Genomic DNA, 20,398 nt, shown 5'->3' with positions numbered 1-20,398 from the left:
CGTCGAGCTCCCGCGCTTCATCCTGGATAACGGCCGTGCCGCCCCGATCTTAAGCCGTTTTCTTGGCCAGCTTGATGCCGTGTTCGTCGAAGCGCGCGTCCTCGGGCACGTCGATCGGCGGCGGCACGCTGCCCGCCGCGAGGGCGTTGAGGTTGAAGACGAAGGCGAGCACGGTGGCGATCGCGACGTACAGGTCGTCGCGGACCTCCTGCCCTTCGCGGCTGGTGTAATAGACGGCGCGGGCGAGCATCGGATATTCGAGGATCGGCACGCGCGCCTCGCCCGCGACGTCGCGGATCGCCAGCGCGGTCGCGCCGCGGCCCTTCGCGACCACGACGGGCACCTGGTCCTTGCCGCGATCGTAGCGCAGCGCGACCGCGAAATGGGTCGGGTTGGTCAGCACGACGTGCGCCTCCGCCACCGCCTTGCGCACGCCGCCGGTCGCGATCGCGCGCTGCATCGCGCGCTGATGGCCCTTGGCCTCGGGCGATCCTTCCGATTCCTTGTGCTCGTCGCGCACCTCCTGCTTCGACATGCGCAGTTTGCCGAGCAGCTGGATGATCTGCACCGGCACGTCGAACAGGCCGATCAGCAACAGGCCGCCCGCCATCGCGATCATGATGCCGACGAACGTGCCGCCCAGCGCCGCGACCGCATCGCCGAGGTTCGACGACGACAGGCCGAGCGTGGTGCGGCTCGACTTCCACAGCATGTAGCCGCCGATCGCGCCGAGCAGCCCGACCTTCAGCAGCGACTTGCCGAGTTCGATCCACCCCTGCGGACCGAGAATGCGCTTGAGGCCCGAGGCGGGGTTGATGCGGTTGCCCTTGAAGCCGAGCAGCTTGTTGTTCCAGGTCAGCGAGCCGAGCCCGGCGGAACTGACGATCGTCGCGACGACGCTGACCGCGAACAGCGTGACGAGCGAGGGCAGCAGCTTCGCGCCCGCTTCCTGCAAAGGCCGCCATGGCGAGAAATCCTCGACGTCGGCGCGGTCGAACTGGAAGCTGGCGGCCATCACCGCCTTGCACGCCGCGACGAGCGACGGGCCTGCGAAGATCAGCCACGCGACGCCCGCCATCACCACCAATGCGGTGGCGAGGTCCTTGGACTTCAGGATGTTGCCGTCTTCGGCCGCCTTTTCCCTGCGTTTGGGTGTCGGGGCTTCCGTCTTGTCGCCACCCTCCGACATCAGATGCCCACCAGCGACTGGGTGGCGGCGAGGCCCTCTCGGACGATCACGAGCATGTAGTCGCCCATCGCCGGGAAGGCGACGGCGAGTGCGACGACGCCGACCGCAAGGCTGGCGGGCAGGCCGACCGAGTACAGGTTGAGCGAGGGCGCGGCGCGGCTGACCATGCCGACGATCAGGTTGAGGCACAGCAGCAGGAAGCCGACCGGCAGCGCAAGCAGCAGCCCGGCGAGAAAGGCATAGCCGCCGAAGAAGGCGATCTGCTTCAGCCGGTCGGGGGCGATCCAGGTGCCCGGCGGCATCGTCTCGTAGCTCTTCACCAGCAGCTCGACGAGGACGAGGTGTCCGTCCGCCGACAGGAACAGCAAGGTCAGCATGATCGTGAAGAACTGGCCGAGCGCGGGGCTCGACCGGCCGTTCTGCGGATCGATCGACGAGGCGAAGCCGATGCCCATCGATCCGCCGATGATTTCGGACGCGATCATCGGCGCGGCGAAGGCGATCTGGAGGATGAAGCCGATCGCGGCGCCGACCAGCGCCTCCGCCGCGATCGCCAGGAACGTGGAAATCGCGAAGATCTGCGTCGGCGGCACGACCGGATGCACCGACAGGACGAAAATGCCGATCGCGCCCGACAGGCCGACGCGCACCGGCAGCGGGATCGACACTGCGCCGAACACCGGCGCGACGACGAACGCCGCCCCGATCCGGACCATGACGAAGATCAGCGCCCAGAGCCGCGGCTCGATCGCGAGGCCGAAGCCTAGCATGGCGCAGCGTCAGCGCGGCCACGCCCGCGCGCCCGGCGAATGCCGGGGCGCAAGCCCGGCCGACCTCGGCACGGCCGAGGATCGACGACGCGGCTTTGCCGCGGCGCTGGCGCCTGTCCGATGCTGGCCCCGCCGCGGCGAAGCCGCGTCGTCGGACGGGTGCTGCGCCCCGCCGGCCGGGCCGGGCCGTGTGGCGCGCGGGGCGCGCGCACTCGCGGCCCGTGCCTCACTTCACCAGCTCGGGAATGCGTTCGAACATGCCGACGGTGAAATCGCTGAGCAGCCCGAGGATCAGGCTGCCGAAGATCATGATCGATACGGCGACGACGAGCAGCTTGGGCACGAAGGTCAGCGTCTGTTCGTTGATCGACGTCGCCGCCTGGATCATGCCCAGGATCAGCCCGGCGAGCAGCGCGGGGATCAGGATCGGCGCGCTGGCGAGCGCCAGCACCCACATCGTCTGGTTGGCGATGGTGAGGAAGTAATCGGCGTCCATCGATCGGTCCTCAGGTGGCGAAGCTGTTGGCGAGGCTGCCCATGGTCAGCGCCCAGCCGTCGACGAGGACGAACAGCAAGAGCTTGAACGGCAGCGAGATGATCGTCGGCGACAGCATCGCCATGCCGAGGCTCATCAGCACCGTCGCGACGACGAGGTCGATGACGATGAACGGCAGGAACATCAGGAAGCCGATCTGGAACGCGGTCTTCAGCTCCGATGTCACGAAGGCGGGGAGCAGCACCGCGAAGGGGATGTCGGTCGACGCGGCATAGGGGCCGGATTTCGCCATCTGGGCGAACATCGTCACGTCCTTGATCCGCGTCTGCTTGACCATGAAGGCGTGAAGCGGCGCGCCGGCGCGCTCGATCATCTGCGTGCCCGCCAGCTGGCCGGCGGCATAGGGCTGGATCGCCTGGGTGTTCATCTGGCTGATCGTCGGCGCCATGATGAACAGCGACAGGAACAGCGCGAGGCCGATCAGCACCTGGTTCGGCGGCGTCTGTTGCAGGCCCAGCGCCTGGCGCAGCACCGCGAGCACGATGACGATCCGGGTGAAGCTGGTCATCATCAGCAGGATGCCCGGCAGGATCGTCAGCAGGCCCATGATGATGAGGACCTGGAGCGACAGCGACAGCGGCGCCGATTGCGTGCCGCCGCCCGATGCCGCGCCCGAACTCAGCTGGCCGAGCGCGCGGTCGACCGCGTCGCCGACGCCGGGGGCGGGGGCTGCGGGGGCAGCCTGTGCGAGTGCGGGCATCGCGATCAGCAATGCGAGCGCGATCGCGAGTAACGCCCAGATCCACTGGCGGCCGCGGCGGCGGGCGGGAGCCGCGTGCGACGCCGTGACGAGCGCGGGGCCGGCGCCGCCGCGAAGGACGGTCGGGCTCATTGGTCCACCTTGTCGATCAGGGCGACGCCGCCGCGGCCGACCGAGACGAGCAGCCGCTTGCCCTCGAAATCGAGCACCGCGAGGCGCAGGCCGGGCGAGATCATCATGGTTTCCTTGACCGCGATCAGCCGGTTGGTCGGCTTGCCCGGCATGCGCGTCTCGAGCCGGCGCCACAGGTAGAGGCAGCCGATCATCAGCCCGCACACCAGCGGCAGCAGGATGACGAGTTTCAGGATGTAGGACCAGAGCATCGGTTCAGCCCTCAGCCGCGCGCCGAGGCGGATTTGTCGGGCGTGACCAGTTCGGTCATGCGCACGCCGAAGCGGTCGCCGACGGTCACCACCTCGCCGCGGCCGATCAGCGTCCCGTTGACGAACACGTCGAGCAGCTCGTTGGCCTGGCGATCCAGCTCGATGACGCTAGATTCGCCGAGCGCGAGCAGCTCGCGCAGCGTCAGCGAGGTCGAACCGATCTCGACGGTCAGCTTGACGTCGACGTCCTGGAGCAACCGGAAATTGGCGGCCACCCCCGCATCTAGCGGGAAGCCGCCGGTCATGTCGTTCATGCGTCAGGTCCTTCGTCGTCGAATCGGGCAATGGAGGTGAGGCGGACGGCGGCGTGGCCGTTCGAGGTGCCGACGGTGCCCTTGCCCAGGCAGTCGCTGCCGACCATCACCGGCACTTCCGGGCCGAAATGGATCGGGATCACGTCGCCCGGCTTCAGGGTCATCAGCATCGACAGCGGCACGACCGGTTCGGCCAGCACCGACCGGATCGGGAAGCGCACGTTCATCGCGGCGCGGGTCAGCGACGTGCGCCAGGCGGGATCCGCCTCCGCCTTGTCGAGCACCTTGCCGGTCAGCGTCGGCGCATGCGGCTTCAGCGCGGTCACCGGATAGAGGAGGTCGATGAACACCGGCTTGTCCTCGCCCGCGGCGAGGCCGAACCGGGTGACGATCATGGCGTCGTCGGCGTCGGCGGCGAGCATCGCGGCGTTCACCTCGACCCGCGTCGGCGTGAAGTCGATGCGGGCGAGCGGTTCCCAGGCGGCGCGCAGCGGCCCGGCGATCGTCGCGCCGATCTTGGTCACCATCGCCTCCGCCGCGGGCGAGAATTCCGCGGGCAGCGTCACCGGCGCGGCACCGGTGCCGCCGAAGAACAGGTCGAGCAGTTCGAGGACGAACACGCCGTCGAGCACGCACAGCCCGGTCGCGCCCTGCGGCGACATCGTCATCGGCAGCCACGCGGTCAGCGCGTCGGCGCGCTCCGCGCGATAGTCGCCGAAGCGCTGCACGACCAGCGGCTCCGCCCAGGCGCGCACCTCGCGCCGCAGCAACGGCTCGAACACGCCGCGCAGCGACCGGGCGAGGCGCGCGGACAGGTGCTGCAACGTGTGCAGGTCGCCGAACGGGTTGAGCTTGGTCGCGCCGAGCCCGGCCGCATGCGCGGCGGGCTGGCGATCCCGCGTCCGTCGGTCAGAGGTTGCTCCGGCGTTAACCATGACCTCACTGAACAACGAAATTGGTAAAGTAGACGTTACTAACGCCGCCGAATCCCTCTTTTTGCTGCAAAATGCCGTTGATCGACTTCACCAGCCGGCCTTGCAGCTGCTGCTTGCCGGCCGAGGTGAACACCTGCTCCTCGGGCGTGTCGCCGAGCGTCAGCAGCACTGCGGAGCGGACCGCGATGTCGTTGGTCTTCAGGTTTTCGATGACGGTGTCGTCGTACGGGGTCGAGATGGCGATGCCGACCTGGATGACGTGCACCGAATCCTGGAGGTTCGAGGTGAACTGCGGGTCCATCGTGTAATAGTTGGAGGCATATTTGTCGCCGTCGCCGCCCGACGGCACGTGCTTGCCGCCGCTGCCGGCCGATTCGCCGCCGCCGCCATGGCCGCCCTCACCGCCCTCGCCGGCTTCCGCCGCACGCTTCTGTTCGGATTTGGGAACGAGCTTCGGGCCGTGATCCTCGACCGCCGCGGCGTGGCCGCCGCCGACCAGTCCGCTGCTCGCCGCATAGACGCCGGCGCCGACGCCGCCGCCGACCAGCACGACCAGCGCCAGCGCCATGACCATGATCTTCTTCTTGCCGCCCTTCTTCTTGGGCGCGGCGTCTTCGGGTTTGTCGCTCATCGTCGGTGTTCCTCGGTCGTGTGTCAGGCGATACGGCCGTTGCCGCCGGCATCGCTATCGGTGGAAGGGGTGCGTGCCGGCGCGCCTGGCCGGCGCGCGGTTTGGGGTTGCTGGGGTTGCTGGCGGGGCTGCTGCTGGCCGGCCTGCGCCTGCGCCGCGGTCTGCGACTGGTGGCCGCCCGCCGCGCCCTGTGCCGGGGCCTGCTGTCCCGGCTGGGACTGGGACTGGGACTGGCTCGCGGACGACTGGCCCTGGTTCTGCGCGGACTGGGGCTGGCCGGGCGCGGCGATCCCGGCCTCGACGATCGACTGGCCGATGCGCAGGCCGCGCTCCCCGGCGATCGCGGCGAGCCGGGGCTGCGCATCCTCGATCAGCGTGCGGGTCGTCGCATCCTCGGCGGTGAAGCGGACGTGCAGCGCGTCGCCGACCGTGCGCACCGCGATGTCGATCGTGCCGAGCGCGTCGGGGACCAGGCGGATGCGCGTGTCGTTCGCATTGGCCGCGTCGCGCAGCGCCTCGATATGGTCGATCATCGTCGCGGGCCACGTATTCTGGCGCAGGTCGAGCGTCGGTGCGGCGGCATCGGTGGCTGCAGTCGCATGGGCCGCGGGTGGCGCAATCGGGGCGGCGGTGGCGAGCAGCGCCGGATCGGCAGGCTCCGTCGCCCGGCGGTCGTCGTTGCCGCTCGCCGCGTGCATCGCCGCGCCGAAGACCTGCGCGGCGGGAGCGGTGGTGCCGGCAACCGGCTGCGGCAGGGCCGTCCGGGGCGCGAGCGCGACCGTCTGGCGGCTGGCGCGCGCGACTTCGCGGACGAAGCCCGGCTGGGGCGGCGTGGCGGCGGCCTGCATCGGGGCGGTGGCGACGGGAGCCGGGGCGACCGCGACCGGCGCGGCGACCGCGATTACCGGCGGGGCGGCGGCCGCGTCGCGCGGCGGCGCGGTACCGGCAGGCGGAGCGGGCGCGAGGCGCTCGGCCGGCGTCGCGCGCGGATCGGCGACCAGTGCCGGCATCGCGTCGGCCATGACGGGCATGGCCTGTCCTGCCGTCGCGAGCGGGGCGGTAGTCAATTGGCCTGCCTGCTCCGGTACGGGAGCGATGCCGGGTGTCGGCGGCGCGTCCGCAACCGACCGGTCGATCCGTGCCGCCATGGGGGCCGGGATCGCCGCCACCGTGGGATCCGGCGATAGCGGGGTCGTCGCAGCGCGCTTCGTATCCGGATTGTCGCCGATGCGCGCCGCCACCGTCGCGCGATCGGGTCCGGAGCGCGGCATCGCCGGCGACGCCACGCCGCGTGCAGCGTCGCCCACGACCGTCTCCGCAACCGGCCAGCCGGGCGCCGCGGGCGGGGGCGCGCTGGCGGATCCGGCCGTAGGCGCGCTCGCCGTATCGGGTCGGGCGGGCATGATGGCCGCGGTTGCCGCGGCGTGCGGATGCCTGACGATCGTGTCCGGCTCGGCAGCCGGCGCCTTGCCGGCGTTCCGCATCGTCCCGGCATCGTGGGGCTTGGCCGACGGCGCGGTCCGCCCGGCGAGCGGGTCGCTTACCGTCGGGGCGGCGGTTGCGGATGCGGCGACCGGCGCGCTTGCGGTATCGGCAGCCATCGTCGGCGCCGCGGTAGGCATGGCCGGCCGGTCGTCGACGGGCGGCGGCGTGGCGGCGGCATCGGCAGGGGGCGGGGTGCGCATCGGGCCATCGGCGTTGCGCGGCCGGATCGCGATCGGGTCCGGCGCGGGCGTCGCGATCGTCGTCGCGGGAATGTCGGGCGCCGGCAGGACGGGTTGGGGCGCTGCCGCGGCGATGACGGGCACGTCGGGCTGCGGCGCCGGCAGGCCGTCCGACGCCGGGGCGTCGTCGTCCGCCGGTTCGCGCTCCACGACGGGGTCGTCGTCGCGCGTGGTCGGTGGCGCGATCGGAGCGGGCGGAACGTCGGCCGCCACGACCGGCGCCGACGCGGCGCCCCGGCGCGCGGGCAGCGTCAGGTCCATGTCGGGCAGCGGCACCGCGACCGGATCGACGAGGATGATCGGCAGGTCCGGATCGGCGGGGAGGACCGGCGACGACCCTGGCACCGGCGTGGCCGGGTCGGCCGGATCGGCCGGATCGGCCGGGCGGGGCAGGGCTTCCCCGGTCGGCGCCGGTTGCGGCGGGACCGGCATCGGCGCGGGGCCGGCGGGATCGAGGACGAGGATCGCCGGAATGTCACGCACCCTGCGCAGCGGGGCGGGCGAAGCGGCACCCGCGACACCGGCGACGGCCGGCATGTCGAACGGGGCGGGGACCGCGATATCCACCGCGGGCAGCCAGGCCAGCGCCGGGTCCATCGTCACCGGCGCGTCGGCGGTCGGCAGCGGCATGCCGGGAACGGCAATCGCTTGCCGGCCGACGGCGGTGGCGGGAGCGGCGGCGGCGCCCTCCGTCGCGCTGCCGGCGGCCATCATCGACGCCGCGAACGACGCGTCCCCGCCGGCCGGCGACGCGCCCCGGGCCGGCTGGCCGGGGGCGGTCGGGAGGATGGCGGCGGTGGCGGTTATCATCGGGCGATCTCGTCAGCGAGGGTTCGATCCCGGTATCAGCAAGGATCGTGCCGTTTTGCCTTCGATGGGGATGCCGGCGGCATGTCCTCGAGGCTGCGCATCTCCTTCGCGACCGCGGCACGGCGGGCGCGGTCGAGCAGCTTCTCGATCGCGCTCTGGTCGCGCTTGGCGGCGCGCGTCGCCTCCGCGGCGCGGTTGACGAACATCTCGGCGGACTGGACGCGCGTCTGCGCGGCGGCGGACGATTGGTGCAGCCGTTCGCGGAAATGCGCCTGCGCGCCCAGCGCGGCCGCGCTGGCGCTGGTATCGGCGACCGGCGACACGGCGTCGGCCAGCGCCTGGATACGGCTGGCGAGATGCGTCTCGCTGGCGAATTTCTCGTGCGCGCGCATCTCGTCGGCGCGGGTCAGGCCGAGCTGGAGCGTGCGGACGCGATGGATGCGCGCCAGCTTCTTCGCGTCAGGCACCGAAGACACCGGTCAGTTCGGCGATGGCATCGCCCAGCGCGACGATCTCGTCGGCGCCCTGCCGGATATATTCCATCACCGCCGGATGCGCCGCGATCGCCCCGTCGATCGCCGGATCCGCGCCGGGGCGATAGGCGCCCATCAGCACCAGATCGCGGTTCTCCTCATAGGTGGCGAGATGGCGGCGCAGCACGCGCGCGGCGTGGACGTGGTCGGGGTGGGCGATGTCGGTCATCACCCGGCTGACCGAGGGGCCGATGTCGATCGCGGGATAGACGCCGCGTTCGGCGAGGTGGCGGTTGAGCACGATATGCCCGTCGAGGATCGACCGCGCCGAATCGACCACGGGATCGTTGCCGTCGTCTCCGTCGGCGAGCACCGTGTAGATCGCGGTGATCGATCCGCCGGTGTGGACGTCGGTGCCGGCGCGCTCGATCAGGTTGGGCAGCATCGCGATCGCGGAGGGCGGATAGCCGCGCGCGGAGGCGGGCTCGCCCAGCGCCAGGCCGATCTCGCGGCCCGCATGCGCGACGCGGGTCAGGCTGTCCATGATGAGCAGCACCTGCTTGCCCTCGGCACGGAATGCCTCGGCGATGGCGGTGGCACGCAGCGCGCCGCGGATGCGCAGCACCGGCGAATGGTTGGCGGGGACCGCGACGACGACCGATCGCGCGCGCGCGGCCCCGGCGACCTTGGTTTCCAGGAAGTCGGCGACCTCGCGGCTGCGCTCGCCGATCAGGCCGATGACGATGACGTCGGCCTGCGCCGCGCGGACCATCATACCGAGCAGCACCGACTTGCCGACGCCCGATCCCGCCATGATGCCGACGCGCTGGCCCTGGCCGATGGTGAGCAGCCCGTTGATCGCGCGCACGCCGACGTCCATCGGCTTCAGCACGCGCCCGCGGTCGAGCGGCGATTGCAGCTTGCCGGCGAGCGGCCATGTGCCCGCGCCGCGGATCGGCCCCAGTCCGTCGATCGGACGCCCGGCACCGTCGACGACGCGGCCCAGCAGCGCGGCGCCGACCTCCGCCTCGCCCGGAGGGCCGACGGGACGCACCGGTGCGCGCGGCAGCAGCGCGGCCGGGCCGCCGAGGTTCATCAGCAATGTGCGACCATTGCGGAAGCCGATCACCTCCGCCTCGACGCTGGCGCCGGGATCGCCGATCGCGCAGATCGTACCGACCGGCAGCGACAGGCCGACCGCCTCCATGAGCAGCCCGTCGTAGGAGGACAGGCGTCCCGACACCTTGGGCGCCGGGCGGAAATCGGCGACCGCCAGCGTTTCCAGGTAATCGGCGGTGAAGCGGTTCAGCACGCGGCGGGCACCGGCACGCGGTCGATCGCCGCGGCGAGCTGGCCCAGCCACAGGTCGGGCCCGTCCTCGACCAGCGTGGATGCGCTTTCGAGCACGAAGCTGCCGCGCGCCAGCGACGGATCGCCCGCTGCGAAGATCGACTTGGGCAACCCGCCCTCGACCAGCGGCAGGTCGTCGGGATGGAGCCGCAGCAGCGCCGATTCGCTCGCATCTGCAAGCAGTTCGGCCGCGGCTTCGATCCGCGCGGTCAGCACGGCGGCGCCGACGCCGCATTCGCCGACCAGCCGTTCGACCAGCATCAGCACCGTGGCGCGCAGCTGGCCCGCGATCCGGTCGCGGTCGAGCTGGTGGCCGTTGGCGAGCGCCGCGGTCAGTTCGGTCAGCAACGCGCGGTCGCGGTCGCCGCCCTCGCGTGCCGCGGCAGCGGCGGCCGCGAGCCCCTCCGCATAGCCCGCGGCATGCGCGGTCTCGATCGGGTCGATGAAGCCGGTCGGCTCCGCCTGCGCATCGAGCGGGTCCCAGCCGTGCGTCGGCTTGTCGCCGCTGGGGTCGGCGGGGCTGAAATGCCTCGGCCCGCCGGGCGCGGGCGCAGGGCGCTCGCCGCCCAGCTCGCGCTCCAGCGTCGCCCACATGTCGCGCGGGGTGAAGCCGTCGGCGGGAGCGAAGGCGGCCTGCAACAGGTGCGCGGCCGTATCGTGGCGAGCAGCGAATCCCGCGACAAAGTCAGACATAATCGTCGTCGCTCGCGCCCATCACGATGGTGCCGTCCTTGGCGAGGTTGCGGGCGATGGCGATCATCGCCTTCTGCGCCTCCAGCACCTCGGCGAGCTTCATCGGCCCGCGCGCCTCCATCTCGTCGCGGATGCCGTCCGCGGCGCGCGCGGACATGCAGCCGAGGAAGCGGTTGCGCGCGCCCTCGTCGACGCCCTTCAGCGCGCGCGACAGGATGTCGCCGTCCACGTTGCGGATCAGCGTGCCGAGGTTCTTGTCGTCCATGTCGAGCAGATTGTCGAAGACGAACATCGCCTCCTCGATCGCCTTGGCGACGTCCTTATCGATCTTGAACAGCTTGGGCATCACCCGCTGCTCCGTCGCCTTGCGCGCGCCCTGCAGGATCTTGGCCGCCTCGCGCGTGCCGCCCAGCGTCAGGCCGTTGCCGCCCGCGCGCCCGCCGCCGCTGCCGCCGCGCCGGTTGGCGAGCACCGCCTTCAGCGTGTCGACCGCGTCGGGGTTGATCGGCCCCAGCCGCGCGATGCGGTGGAGGATGTCGGGCTGCACCGCGTCGGGCAGCAGTTCGAGCACCTGGCCGCCGACCGCGGGGTCGAGGTTGGCGATCATCACCGCGGCGATCTGCGGATGTTCCTTCTCGATCATCTGCGCGATCTCGCTCGCGTCGAGCCAGTCGAGCAGCTCGAGTTCGCACGCGGCCTCGGGCGGGGTGATGCGGGCGAGCACGCTCTCCGCCTTTTCCGGGCCGAGCGCGCGGTTCATCACCGCCTCGATCTTGGGGCGCGGATCGAAGGTGACGCCGGTGCGCTCGCGCGCCTTGCCGACGAAATCGTCGAGCACGTCCTCCATCTCCTGTTCGGACACGTCCGCGACCGCGAACATCGCCGAGCCGAGCTGGCGGACCTCCTCGGGGTCGAGCTTCTGGAGGATGGCCGCGGCCTCCTCCTCGCCGACCAGCATCATCAGCACCGCGGCGCGTTCGACGCCGGTGTAGCTGCGGACCGCCGCGGCGACCGGGGCGGGGGCGGGGGCGCTCACTTGGCGTCCGCCTTTATCATGTCGCGGATCGCGAGCGCGGCGCGCGCCGGATTGTCGCGGGTGAAGCCGCGGACCGCGCCGATCCGGTCGTCGACCGTCTGCGTCTGGGCGAGCCGGTCGAGGCTGACCGTCTCATGCACCGTGATGCCCTCGGCATTGGCGCCGCCGATCGCGCCGCCCGGACCGGCGAGCGCCGGGGTGGCATCCTCGCGCTTCTTCATCAGCCCCTTGGCGAGCGGACGCACGCCGAGCAGCAGGACGAGCAGCGCGATGACGATCGCGGTGGCGTTGCGCGCCAGCACCGGCAACCAGGCGTTGTCGTACCAGGCCGGGCCATCGGTCGCGGTGGCGCCATCGGCGAACTTGCGGCTGATGACCGTCACCTGATCCTGCCGCGCCTGGTCGAAACCGACCGCGCTCTTCACCAGGTCGGTGATCTGGCCGATCTCCATCGCGGTGCGGCGCGTCTTGTCGGGATCGCGGAGCAGCACGGCGACCGACAGGCGCTTGACCGATCCCGGCGTCTGGCGCGTGACCGACACTTCCTTGCCGAGGTCATAGGCGCGCTGGAAGCTGTCGCTCTGCTTGTTGGGATTGGGCGCGGCGCCGCCGGCGACCGGGGTCGGATCCGCGGCGGGCGCGCCGCTCGCGCCGTTCGCGGGCTGCGGCGTCTGGAGCTGGCTTGCGGGCGGCGGGGTGTTCGACAGCGCACCGGGGATACCGCCGGGCGTCGCCGGACCGGCCGCCTGGTTGCCCGTCCAGTTGCCCGTCTCGGCGCGCAGCGTGCCGGCCTTGTCGTAGCTTTCGCGCGTCGCCTGCGTCTGGTCGAGGTTGATGTCGGCCTGCACCTCGGCGGTGAAATTGCCGGCGCCGACCAGCGGGGTGAGCAGCTGGACGAGCTGCTGGCGCACCTTGTCCTCGGTCTTGCGCTGCATCTCCAGCCGCGCGTCGCCGTCGGCATCGACGCCGCCGGCCCCCGGCTTGGACAGCAGCGCGCCCATCTGGTCGACGATGGTGACGCTCTCGGGTTTCATCCCCGGCACCGAACTGGCGACGAGGTTGATGATCGACTGCACCTGCGCCTGGCTCAGCGCGCGGCCGCCCTGGAGCTTGACGACGACCGACGCCGAGGGCGCGGCATTGTCGCGCACGAAGACGCTCGCTTCCGGGGTGGCGAGGTGCACGCGCGCCTCGGCCACCGCGTCGATATCCTCGATCGAGCGGGCGAGTTCGGTTTCGCGCGCCTGGCGCAGGCGTTCGCCCTCGACCGCGCGGCTGACGCCCATCGGCAGCTGGTCGAGGATGGCGTAGCCGCCCGGCGCCTGCTTGGGCAGGCCCTGTCCGGCGAGCAGCATCCGCGCCTTGCTGAACTGGTCCTCGTCGACGGTCAGCGCACCGGTGCCCTCGTCGACGTGGCTCGTGATGCTGGCCTGCGTCAGCGCGCTGGTGACCGCCTGCTTGTCGGCGTCGGTCAGACCGGTGAACAGCGTCTTCTGCGTCGGCGTCGACAGCGACATCCAGGCGAGCGCGGCCGCGCCGATCAACGCGACGAGCAGCGCCATCGGCAGGCTGCGGCGCACCGCCGGCTGGGCGAGCACGCCCTTGATCTGGAGCAGCGGGTTGGCGAATTTCTCCGGCAGGGCGGAGGGCGTGGTGGTGGCGAGGGCGGTGCTCATCGATTATACCGGCATGCTCATGATGTCCTTGTAGGCGGACAGCAATTTGTTGCGGACCTGCAGCGTGGCCTCGAACCCGACCGAAGCCTGCTGGCGCGCCAGCATGACCTTGGCGATGTCGACCGTCTCGCCGCGCTCGTAGCTTTCGGACAGGGCGGACGCCTTGTTCTGTCCCTCGTTGACGTCCTTCAGCGCATCCTGGAGCGTATCGGCGAAGCTGGTCGGCTTCGTCGCGCCCGTCGACGCCGGCCCCTCCGCGGCGCCGGCGCGGCTCAGCGCCTGGTTGCGTTCGAGGATCTGCGCGCGCAGCTGCATCACCCGGTCGACGCTCATCGCGCCGCCGACACCACCGACGCCGCTCATGCCGACACCGCCCAGGCGGTGCTACCGGGACGGGCGAGGTCGTCGCCCTGCTCGCGCGCCTTGGCGAGGCGGTAGCGCAACGTGCGCTCCGATATGCCGAGGCGGCGCGCGGTTTCGATCCGGCTGCCGCCGCACGCCGCAAGCGTTTCGCGGATCGCCTGGAATTCGCTCATCTGCACGACGTTGCCGAGGGTCGCGCCCGACGCCGCCGGTTCGGCGGCGGGCGTGGCCTGCGGGAACAGCGGCGTGACCGCCGCGGAGACGTTGGCGAAGGTGAAGCTGATCGGTCGGTCGAACACGATGTGGCTCGCCTCGATCGTCTCGCCGCCGGCGAACAGCAGCGCGCGCTGGATCACGTTTTCCAGCTCGCGGACGTTGCCCGGCCAGTCGTGGCGCAGCAGCTGCTCGATCGCCGCGGTCGTCGGCCACGGCACCACCGCGCGGGTGCCGGCATGGCGCAGGATCATCGTCGCGGCGAGCGCGGGAATATCCTGCTGGCGCTCGGCGAGCGGCTTGGTCGACAGGGGAAAGACCGACAGGCGGTAATAGAGATCCGCGCGGAACCGGCCGGCGGCGACTTCGCCCTGAAGGTCGCGGTTGGCGCAGGCGATGACGCGGACGTCGATCTTCTGCGGCACCGAGGCGCCGATCGGCACCACCTCGCGCTCCTGGAGCACGCGCAGCAGCTTGGCCTGCAATTGCAGCGGCATCTCGGCGATCTCGTCGAGCAGGATGGTGCCGCCGTCGGCGGCGCGGAAGAAGCCTTCGCCGCCCGACGAGGCGCCGGTGAACGCGCCCTTCTGGTGGCCGAACAGCAGCGCCTCCAACATCGTTTCGGGCAGTGCGGCGCAGTTGATCGCGATGAACGGCCCGGCCTTGCGCGGCGAATTGTTGTGGATCGCACGCGCCAGCACTTCCTTGCCGGTGCCGGTGGGGCCGTTGATGAGCACGGTGATGTCCGCCTGCGCGACGCGCTCGGCGAGCGCCAGCAGCGCCAGCGATTCGGGGTCCGCCGCGGTCGGCATGTCCGGGCCGGCGACCAGCGCGCGGGCGAAGCCGTTGCCGACCGCCGCATCCGCCGGGCCGAAGGCGATGCGCGCGGGATGGCCGTCGCGCGAAGGCACGACGTGGCGGTCGCCGTCGTGGCCGATGATGACGGTGCGCGCCGGGGCGGGCGGGGCCTCGCCCTCGGCGACCAGGAACAGGTCGGCCGGGCCGGGCTGGCCGGTGTCGAACGCGCCCACGCCGAAGCCCTGGGCGCGAAGCCCCGACACGAGCGCATATTTGCGCTGCACGACCGCAGCAGATGGAAAAATCGAACGCATGGCTATCCCCCAAGGACATGCCTGCAATGCGGCAAGATGGGTAAACGCGGCGTTAAAGCGGTTGCCGGCCGGCAAAATATTTCCGGGCGCGTTCCGCGACCGCGCGCGCGACGCCCGTGCACGTAGGGGGACGGGGAAGGGGGCAATAAACCGCGCTGCGGCCACGGCGCATTTTTCTTCTAAAGCCGCCCGCAAGCCGGCCGTTATCCCATTTGGCGGCTCGGCCCTCCGCTCTGGGGGCGGCGGGGAGCGCCGCAGCTAATTGGAGACATCACATGAGTGTTATCGGTACGAACGTCGCATCGCTCCGCGCAGCCAATGCATCGACCTCCGCCAACCTGTCGCTGTCGACCGCGATGGAGCGCCTGTCGACCGGTTCGCGCATCAACTCGGGCAAGGACGACGCCGCCGGCCTCGCCATCTCGAACACGATGACCGCGCAGATCCGCGGCATGAACCAGGGCATCCGCAACGCCAACGACGGCATCTCGCTGGCGCAGACCGCCGACGGCGCGCTGAACGAAGTGTCGAACATGCTGCAGCGTGTCCGCGAGCTGGCGGTCCAGTCGAAGTCGGGCACCTATCAGGGCAGCGACCGCACCAACATGCAGACCGAAGTCTCGCAGTTGCAGGCGCAGATCAGCGACATCCTGACGAACACCAAGTTCAACGGCACCGCGATGTTCAGCACGAGCGCCGATGTGACAACGGTCATCCAGACCGGCGCGGACAGCACCAACACCGTGACGCTGACCAGCAAGGCGATCACCGCCGCGAACATCTCGGCGACTGCGCTCGACGTCAGCGACACGACGAAGGCGGCGGCCACGATGGCCAGCGTCGATCTGGCGCTGACCGACGTCAACACGGCGCGCGCCTCGCTGGGTGCCGGCCAGAGCCGTCTGCAGTCGGCGGTCAACAACCTGACCACCAACTCGACCAACCTCGCTTCGGCGAAGAGCCAGATCATGGACGCCGACTTCTCGGCCGAAACGACCGCGCTCGCCAAGGCGCAGATCCTCAGCCAGGCGTCGACGGCGATGCTGGCGCAGGCCAACCAGAGCCAGCAGGGCGTCCTGAAGCTCCTCCAGTAATCCGGTTCCGGCGCTGGCGCCGCCCCCCAAGGGCGTCGGCGCCGACCGCGCTCTCCCCCCAAGGACGAGCAAGCCAGACCCCCGGCGGCCCCAGAGCCGCCGGGGGTTTCGGCCGTCCGGAGCGATCGTGCCCGGCGGTCCCGATCAGCGGTGCGCGGCGCGGGCCAGCCGGTCGTTGATCGCCTCGCCCAGCCCGTCGCACGGCACCGGTGCGATCGCGATTCCCGCCCGGTCGCCCGCATCGGCGCGGTGCAGCGCATCGAACAGCCGCGCCGCCGCCTCGCGCAGGTCGCCCGACGCGGACAGCGTGTCGTCGCCCGCGACCGTGCCATAGCCGATCAGCCATTCGTCGCGGCGCGCATCGGTCGCCCCCAGCCGCAGCGGCTTGCGCGGGGCATAATGCGCCGCGAGCTGACCCGGCGCGGTGATGCCAGAGTCTATAGAGTCTATAGAGTGTCGCACGACCGGAAACGGCATGTCCGCGGCGGTGATCGGCCCGGGGCGCAGGATCGTGCGACCCGCCACGATGGTCGATTCGAGCCCCGCCGCGGTCGCGCCATCGTCGACGATCAGCGGCACGCGCGTGCCGAGGCTGGCGGCGACATGCGCCGCGCGGGTCGGACTGATGCCGTTGCTGGCGTTCGCCGACGGCGCGGCGAGCGGCCGCGCGCTCGCCGCCAGCACCGCCTGCATCGCGCGATGGCGCGGCACGCGGATCGCGATCGTCGGCAGGCCCGCGGTCACCAGCGACGCGATCGGCGCGCCTGCGCGCAGCGGCAGCACCAGCGTCAGCGGGCCCGGCCAGAACGCCGCCGCCAGCGTGCGGGCATCGGCGTCGAACACCGCCAGCGCCTCCGCCGCGTCGGCGTCGGCGACATGGACGATCAGCGGGTTGAAGCTCGGCCGGCCCTTCGCGGCATAGATGCCCGCGACCGCCGCCGCATTCCCCGCATCCGCCGCGAGGCCATAGACCGTCTCGGTCGGCACCGCGACGCATTCGCCGCGACCGATTCGCGCCGCGGCCTCCGCGATCGCGGCCATGCCGTAGGGTAAGATGCGCGGGTTTGGATCGGCCATCGCGAGGGGCTATATCGAAGCCGATCCTGGGAGAGAATGATGTCCTTTACCGCCGCCGTCGCCGACCAGCGTTTCGTGCTGGAGCATGTCGTCCGCATCGACGAACTCGCCGGGACGCCGCGGTTCGCCGCCGCCAGCGCCGACGTCGTCGATGCGGTGCTGGAAGGGGTCGGCGAATTCGCCGGCGGCGAATGGGCGCCGCTCAACCGCGAAGGCGACACCGTCGGCGCGAAATGGTCGCCCGACGGCGTCCATATGCCGGCGAGCTTCGTCAAGGCGTATCACGATTACGTCGAGGGCGGCTGGGGCACGATCGGCGTGCCCGAGGCATTCGGCGGGCAGGGGCTGCCCTTCGCGATCCAGACCGCGGTGCTCGATACGCTGGGCAGCGCCAACATGGGGTTCGCGCTGTGCCCGACGCTGACCGTCGGCGCGATCGAGGCGCTGATCCATCACGGCAGCCCGGATCAGCAGGCGCTGTACCTGCCGCATCTCGCCACCGGCGCCTGGACCGGCACGATGAACCTCACCGAGCCGCAGGCGGGCAGCGACGTCGGCGCGCTGCGCGCAACCGCGCGCCCGCGCGGCGACGGGACCTGGTCGATCAAGGGGACCAAGATCTACATTTCGTTCGGCGACCACGACATGGCGGACAATATCGTCCACCTCGTCCTCGCGCGCACGCCCGACGCGCCCGCCGGCACCCGCGGCATCAGCCTGTTCCTGGTGCCCAAGTTCCGGTTGCGCGACGACGGCACGCCGGGCGACTTCAACGATGTCCGCGTCGTGTCGATCGAGCACAAGATGGGGCTCCACGCCTCGCCCACCTGCGTGCTGAGCTTCGGCGACCATGACGATTGCATCGGCGAGCTGATCGGCGCGGAGCATGGCGGGATGCGCGCGATGTTCACGATGATGAACAACGCCCGTCTCAACGTCGGCCTGCAAGGCGTGCAGATCGCCGAGGGCGCGACGCAGAAGGCGGTCGGCTATGCGCTCGAACGCGTCCAGTCGGCGCGCGCCGGCTCGGTGGTGAAGGATCCGGTGCGCATCGTCGACCATCCCGACGTCCGCCGCATGCTGCTGCGGATGAAGGCGCAGACGCAGGCGGCACGGGCGCTGGTCTATTATGCCGCCGGCCAGGTCGATCGCGCCGGGCTGGGCGATGCCGCGGCGCGGGACCGGCTGGAGATCGTCACCCCGCTCGCCAAGGCGCATGGCACCGACATCGGCAACGAGGTGGCGTCGCTCGGCATCCAGGTGCACGGCGGCATGGGCTATGTCGAGGAAACCGGCGCTGCCCAGTATTTCCGCGATGCCCGCATCACCCCGATCTACGAAGGCACCAACGGCATTCAGGCGGCCGATCTTGTCGGGCGCAAGCTCGGCCTCGGCCATAACCAGGAAGGTGGCGGCGCCTTCGCCGCGCTGGTCGCGGACATGCGCGCCGAAGCGGAGCATCCCGACCTCGTGGCTTTGATCGACGCGGTCGACGCCATCGCCCACCGCCTCGTCACCGCGGACGCCGACGACCGGCTCGCCGCCAGCTATCCGTTCCTGACGATGACCTCGGTCGCGACGTGCGGCTGGCTGATGGAACGCGAGGGGCGCCACGCGGCGGGGGACGAGGCGTTCGCGGTCGTGAAGCGCGCCGCGGTGCGCTTCTATCTCGACCAGATCGTGCCGGAAGCGATGGGGCTGAGGGCGGCGGCCACCGCCAGCGCCGACGTGCTGTACGCGGTGCCGGCGGAAGCGTTCGCGGCCTGAAGTCCTCCCCCGTCAGGGGGGGGCGCGCGCCGGCCGACGGTGGAGGGGCTCGCGACTACGGGAGCCCCTATCCGCCGCGCCGTCTGCGCGACCTTCCCGTGCGCGGGGCACAAATCGCATCCCATGAGTTTTTCCAAGATGTTCGACCTCGACAGCTATCTTGCGCGCGTCAACCTGCCCGCGCGCGTCACGCCCGATGCCGAGGGCCTCGGCCGGTTGCAGCGCGAGCACCGTCTCGCGATCCCGTTCGAGAACCTCGACGTGCGCCTCGGCCGCGGCATCGCGATCGATTCCGACAGCGTCTTCGCCAAGCTGGTGACCGCACGGCGCGGCGGCTATTGCTTCGAGCACAACCGGTTGTTCATGGACGCGCTGGCCGCGCTCGGCTTTCGCGTCCGTCCGCTACTCGCCCGCGTCTGGCTGGGCGCGGACCAGGCGCCGCCACTGACGCATACCTTGAGCCTCGTGACGATCGACGGGCGTGACTGGATCGCCGACGCCGGGTTCGGCGGCAGCTATGCGCCGGTGATGGCGCTCGCCGACGGGTGGCAGGCGGACGCGCCCGACGGCGCCGTATTCCGCCTCGACCGGCACGCCGATCACGGCTGGATGCTCAGCCGCAAGGGCGATCCCGGATCGACCGACGGCCGCGGCACCGGCGAGGGCTGGCAACCGCAATACAGTTTCCACGAGACGGCAGTGTTCGACGCCGATCTCGCGCTGTCGAATCACTGGACCGCGACGGCGCCGGAGAGCCGCTTCACCCGGCTGACGATCGCCAGCATCGTCCTGCCGCACGGCCTCGCCGGGCTGACCGACCGTCGCTACCACCGCCGCGCCGGGGACAGCAGCAGTGCCGCCGAGATCACCGATCCGCGTGTCTATCGCATGCGCATGTCGCTGATGTTCGGCATCGACCTGACCCCGGACGAAGTGGAGCGGCTGGGGCTGTTCTGATGTCTTCGCGCGCAGACGCGAAGACGCAATGGGGTCGCGCCGCCGGCAATGGCATCCCCCGTGCCGACGCCGCAAAGGCCGCACCACCTTCGCGCCATCGCGTCTTCGCGTGAATCAAAGGTCGCGAAGAGCGGCGGAAGCCGGCAACGGCGCCGGCGGCGCGGGGACGTTGCGCCCCCAGGCCACAATCAGGCGCGTTCGCGTTCCAGCAGGTCGGCGGCGTCGAGGCCGAGCAGGTCGATGTAGCCGAGGATCCGCGGCCATTGCGTCTCGACGAAATTCGCCCGTTCCGCGGCGCGCAACTTTTCGGACGCGCCGGGCAGCACGAACATGCCGACGCCGCGGCGGACCTCGACATAGCCGTCGTCCTGAAAGCTCTGGTATGCCTTGGCGACGGTCAGCGGGTTGGCGCCGTGTTCGGCGGCGAAGGCGCGGACCGAGGGCAATTGGTCGCCGGCGCGATAGTCGCCGCGCAGGATTCCCGCCGCGATCGTGCCCCGCAGCCGGATATAGACCGGGCTATCCTCGTTGCTCAGCGCTGTCATGCTGGCTTAATACAGCAATGGGCGAAAAGG

At 71.1% G+C, this 20,398-nt stretch carries 21 protein-coding genes; 3 read left to right on the top strand and 18 right to left on the bottom strand.

Annotation, left to right across the window (positions count from 1 at the left end; genetic code table 11):
* Positions 1 to 49 precede the first annotated feature (49 nt).
* The 16 genes from LPN01_RS13460 to LPN01_RS13385 all read right to left on the bottom strand — a co-directional run bounded on the left by LPN01_RS13460 (position 50) and on the right by LPN01_RS13385 (position 14,928).
* Positions 50 to 1,189, bottom strand: coding sequence for a flagellar biosynthesis protein FlhB (locus LPN01_RS13460; RefSeq protein ID WP_262828925.1), 1,140 nt, complete (start codon positions 1,187 to 1,189; stop codon positions 50 to 52).
* Positions 1,189 to 1,959, bottom strand: a complete 771-nt coding sequence (gene fliR, locus LPN01_RS13455; protein ID WP_262828924.1) for a flagellar biosynthetic protein FliR — start codon at positions 1,957 to 1,959, stop codon at positions 1,189 to 1,191. The genes LPN01_RS13460 and fliR overlap by 1 nt, the downstream gene beginning before the upstream one ends.
* 226 nt (positions 1,960 to 2,185) lie before the next feature.
* Complete coding sequence (gene fliQ, locus LPN01_RS13450; RefSeq protein WP_262828923.1) at positions 2,186 to 2,455, bottom strand: flagellar biosynthesis protein FliQ; 270 nt, start codon at positions 2,453 to 2,455, stop codon at positions 2,186 to 2,188.
* 10 nt (positions 2,456 to 2,465) lie between these two features.
* Positions 2,466 to 3,347, bottom strand: a complete 882-nt coding sequence (fliP, locus tag LPN01_RS13445) for a flagellar type III secretion system pore protein FliP (protein WP_262828922.1) — start codon at positions 3,345 to 3,347, stop codon at positions 2,466 to 2,468.
* Positions 3,344 to 3,598: a flagellar biosynthetic protein FliO gene (locus tag LPN01_RS13440; RefSeq protein ID WP_262828921.1), complete on the bottom strand. Its 255-nt coding sequence runs from the start codon at positions 3,596 to 3,598 to the stop codon at positions 3,344 to 3,346. The genes fliP and LPN01_RS13440 overlap by 4 nt, the downstream gene beginning before the upstream one ends.
* A gap of 11 nt (positions 3,599 to 3,609) precedes the next feature.
* Positions 3,610 to 3,912 (bottom strand): flagellar motor switch protein FliN, encoded by a 303-nt coding sequence (gene fliN, locus LPN01_RS13435; RefSeq protein ID WP_262828920.1) that lies wholly within the window; start codon positions 3,910 to 3,912, stop codon positions 3,610 to 3,612.
* Positions 3,909 to 4,847, bottom strand: coding sequence for a flagellar motor switch protein FliM (locus tag LPN01_RS13430; RefSeq protein ID WP_262828919.1), 939 nt, complete (start codon positions 4,845 to 4,847; stop codon positions 3,909 to 3,911). Before LPN01_RS13430 ends, fliN begins: the two co-directional genes overlap by 4 nt.
* Positions 4,848 to 4,851: 4 nt before the next feature.
* Positions 4,852 to 5,478 (bottom strand): flagellar basal body-associated protein FliL, encoded by a 627-nt coding sequence (gene fliL / locus LPN01_RS13425; protein ID WP_262828918.1) that lies wholly within the window; start codon positions 5,476 to 5,478, stop codon positions 4,852 to 4,854.
* Positions 5,479 to 5,501: 23 nt separating this feature from the next.
* On the bottom strand, positions 5,502 to 8,012 hold the full coding sequence (locus LPN01_RS13420) for a flagellar hook-length control protein FliK (protein WP_262828917.1): 2,511 nt from the start codon (positions 8,010 to 8,012) through the stop codon (positions 5,502 to 5,504).
* Between the two features lie 35 nt (positions 8,013 to 8,047).
* A complete protein-coding gene (locus tag LPN01_RS13415; RefSeq protein WP_262828916.1) occupies positions 8,048 to 8,479 on the bottom strand; it encodes a hypothetical protein in 432 nt (143 codons plus the stop codon).
* Complete coding sequence (locus LPN01_RS13410; RefSeq protein WP_262828915.1) at positions 8,472 to 9,797, bottom strand: FliI/YscN family ATPase; 1,326 nt, start codon at positions 9,795 to 9,797, stop codon at positions 8,472 to 8,474. Before LPN01_RS13410 ends, LPN01_RS13415 begins: the two co-directional genes overlap by 8 nt.
* Positions 9,791 to 10,528 (bottom strand): flagellar assembly protein FliH, encoded by a 738-nt coding sequence (locus LPN01_RS13405; protein ID WP_262828914.1) that lies wholly within the window; start codon positions 10,526 to 10,528, stop codon positions 9,791 to 9,793. The genes LPN01_RS13410 and LPN01_RS13405 overlap by 7 nt, the downstream gene beginning before the upstream one ends.
* Positions 10,521 to 11,564, bottom strand: a complete 1,044-nt coding sequence (gene fliG, locus LPN01_RS13400; RefSeq protein WP_262828913.1) for a flagellar motor switch protein FliG — start codon at positions 11,562 to 11,564, stop codon at positions 10,521 to 10,523. Before fliG ends, LPN01_RS13405 begins: the two co-directional genes overlap by 8 nt.
* Positions 11,561 to 13,240, bottom strand: a complete 1,680-nt coding sequence (gene fliF, locus LPN01_RS13395) for a flagellar basal-body MS-ring/collar protein FliF (protein ID WP_262828912.1) — start codon at positions 13,238 to 13,240, stop codon at positions 11,561 to 11,563. The genes fliG and fliF overlap by 4 nt, the downstream gene beginning before the upstream one ends.
* A 3-nt stretch (positions 13,241 to 13,243) precedes the next feature.
* Positions 13,244 to 13,603, bottom strand: coding sequence for a flagellar hook-basal body complex protein FliE (fliE, locus tag LPN01_RS13390; RefSeq protein ID WP_262828911.1), 360 nt, complete (start codon positions 13,601 to 13,603; stop codon positions 13,244 to 13,246).
* Positions 13,600 to 14,928 carry a sigma-54 interaction domain-containing protein gene (locus LPN01_RS13385; RefSeq protein WP_262828910.1) on the bottom strand — a complete coding sequence of 443 codons (1,329 nt, stop codon included), beginning with the start codon at positions 14,926 to 14,928 and terminating at the stop codon, positions 13,600 to 13,602. The genes fliE and LPN01_RS13385 overlap by 4 nt, the downstream gene beginning before the upstream one ends.
* A gap of 275 nt (positions 14,929 to 15,203) precedes the next feature.
* Here LPN01_RS13385 and LPN01_RS13380 point away from each other — a divergent pair, with 275 nt between their 5' ends.
* A complete protein-coding gene (locus tag LPN01_RS13380; RefSeq protein WP_262828909.1) occupies positions 15,204 to 16,022 on the top strand; it encodes a flagellin in 819 nt (272 codons plus the stop codon).
* Positions 16,023 to 16,166: 144 nt separating this feature from the next.
* Here the strand turns inward: LPN01_RS13380 and LPN01_RS13375 are convergent, their stop codons facing one another.
* Positions 16,167 to 17,099 (bottom strand): L-threonylcarbamoyladenylate synthase, encoded by a 933-nt coding sequence (locus LPN01_RS13375; RefSeq protein WP_262828908.1) that lies wholly within the window; start codon positions 17,097 to 17,099, stop codon positions 16,167 to 16,169.
* A gap of 36 nt (positions 17,100 to 17,135) precedes the next feature.
* Here LPN01_RS13375 and LPN01_RS13370 point away from each other — a divergent pair, with 36 nt between their 5' ends.
* Together LPN01_RS13370 and LPN01_RS13365 are read left to right on the top strand one after the other, a co-directional pair.
* Positions 17,136 to 18,866: an acyl-CoA dehydrogenase gene (locus LPN01_RS13370; RefSeq protein WP_262828907.1), complete on the top strand. Its 1,731-nt coding sequence runs from the start codon at positions 17,136 to 17,138 to the stop codon at positions 18,864 to 18,866.
* 138 nt (positions 18,867 to 19,004) lie between these two features.
* Entirely contained in the window at positions 19,005 to 19,823 is an 819-nt protein-coding gene (locus LPN01_RS13365; RefSeq protein ID WP_262828961.1) for an arylamine N-acetyltransferase family protein, read from the top strand.
* A gap of 188 nt (positions 19,824 to 20,011) precedes the next feature.
* On the opposite strand, the gene LPN01_RS13360 is transcribed toward LPN01_RS13365, so the two are convergent.
* Positions 20,012 to 20,368 (bottom strand): GntR family transcriptional regulator, encoded by a 357-nt coding sequence (locus LPN01_RS13360; RefSeq protein WP_262828906.1) that lies wholly within the window; start codon positions 20,366 to 20,368, stop codon positions 20,012 to 20,014.
* Between the last annotated feature and the right edge of the window lie 30 nt (positions 20,369 to 20,398).

The organism is Sphingomonas sp. A2-49, assembly GCF_025548555.1.
Lineage (GTDB): Bacteria > Pseudomonadota > Alphaproteobacteria > Sphingomonadales > Sphingomonadaceae > Sphingomonas.
This window is presented reverse-complemented; position numbering and strand designations above follow the sequence as displayed.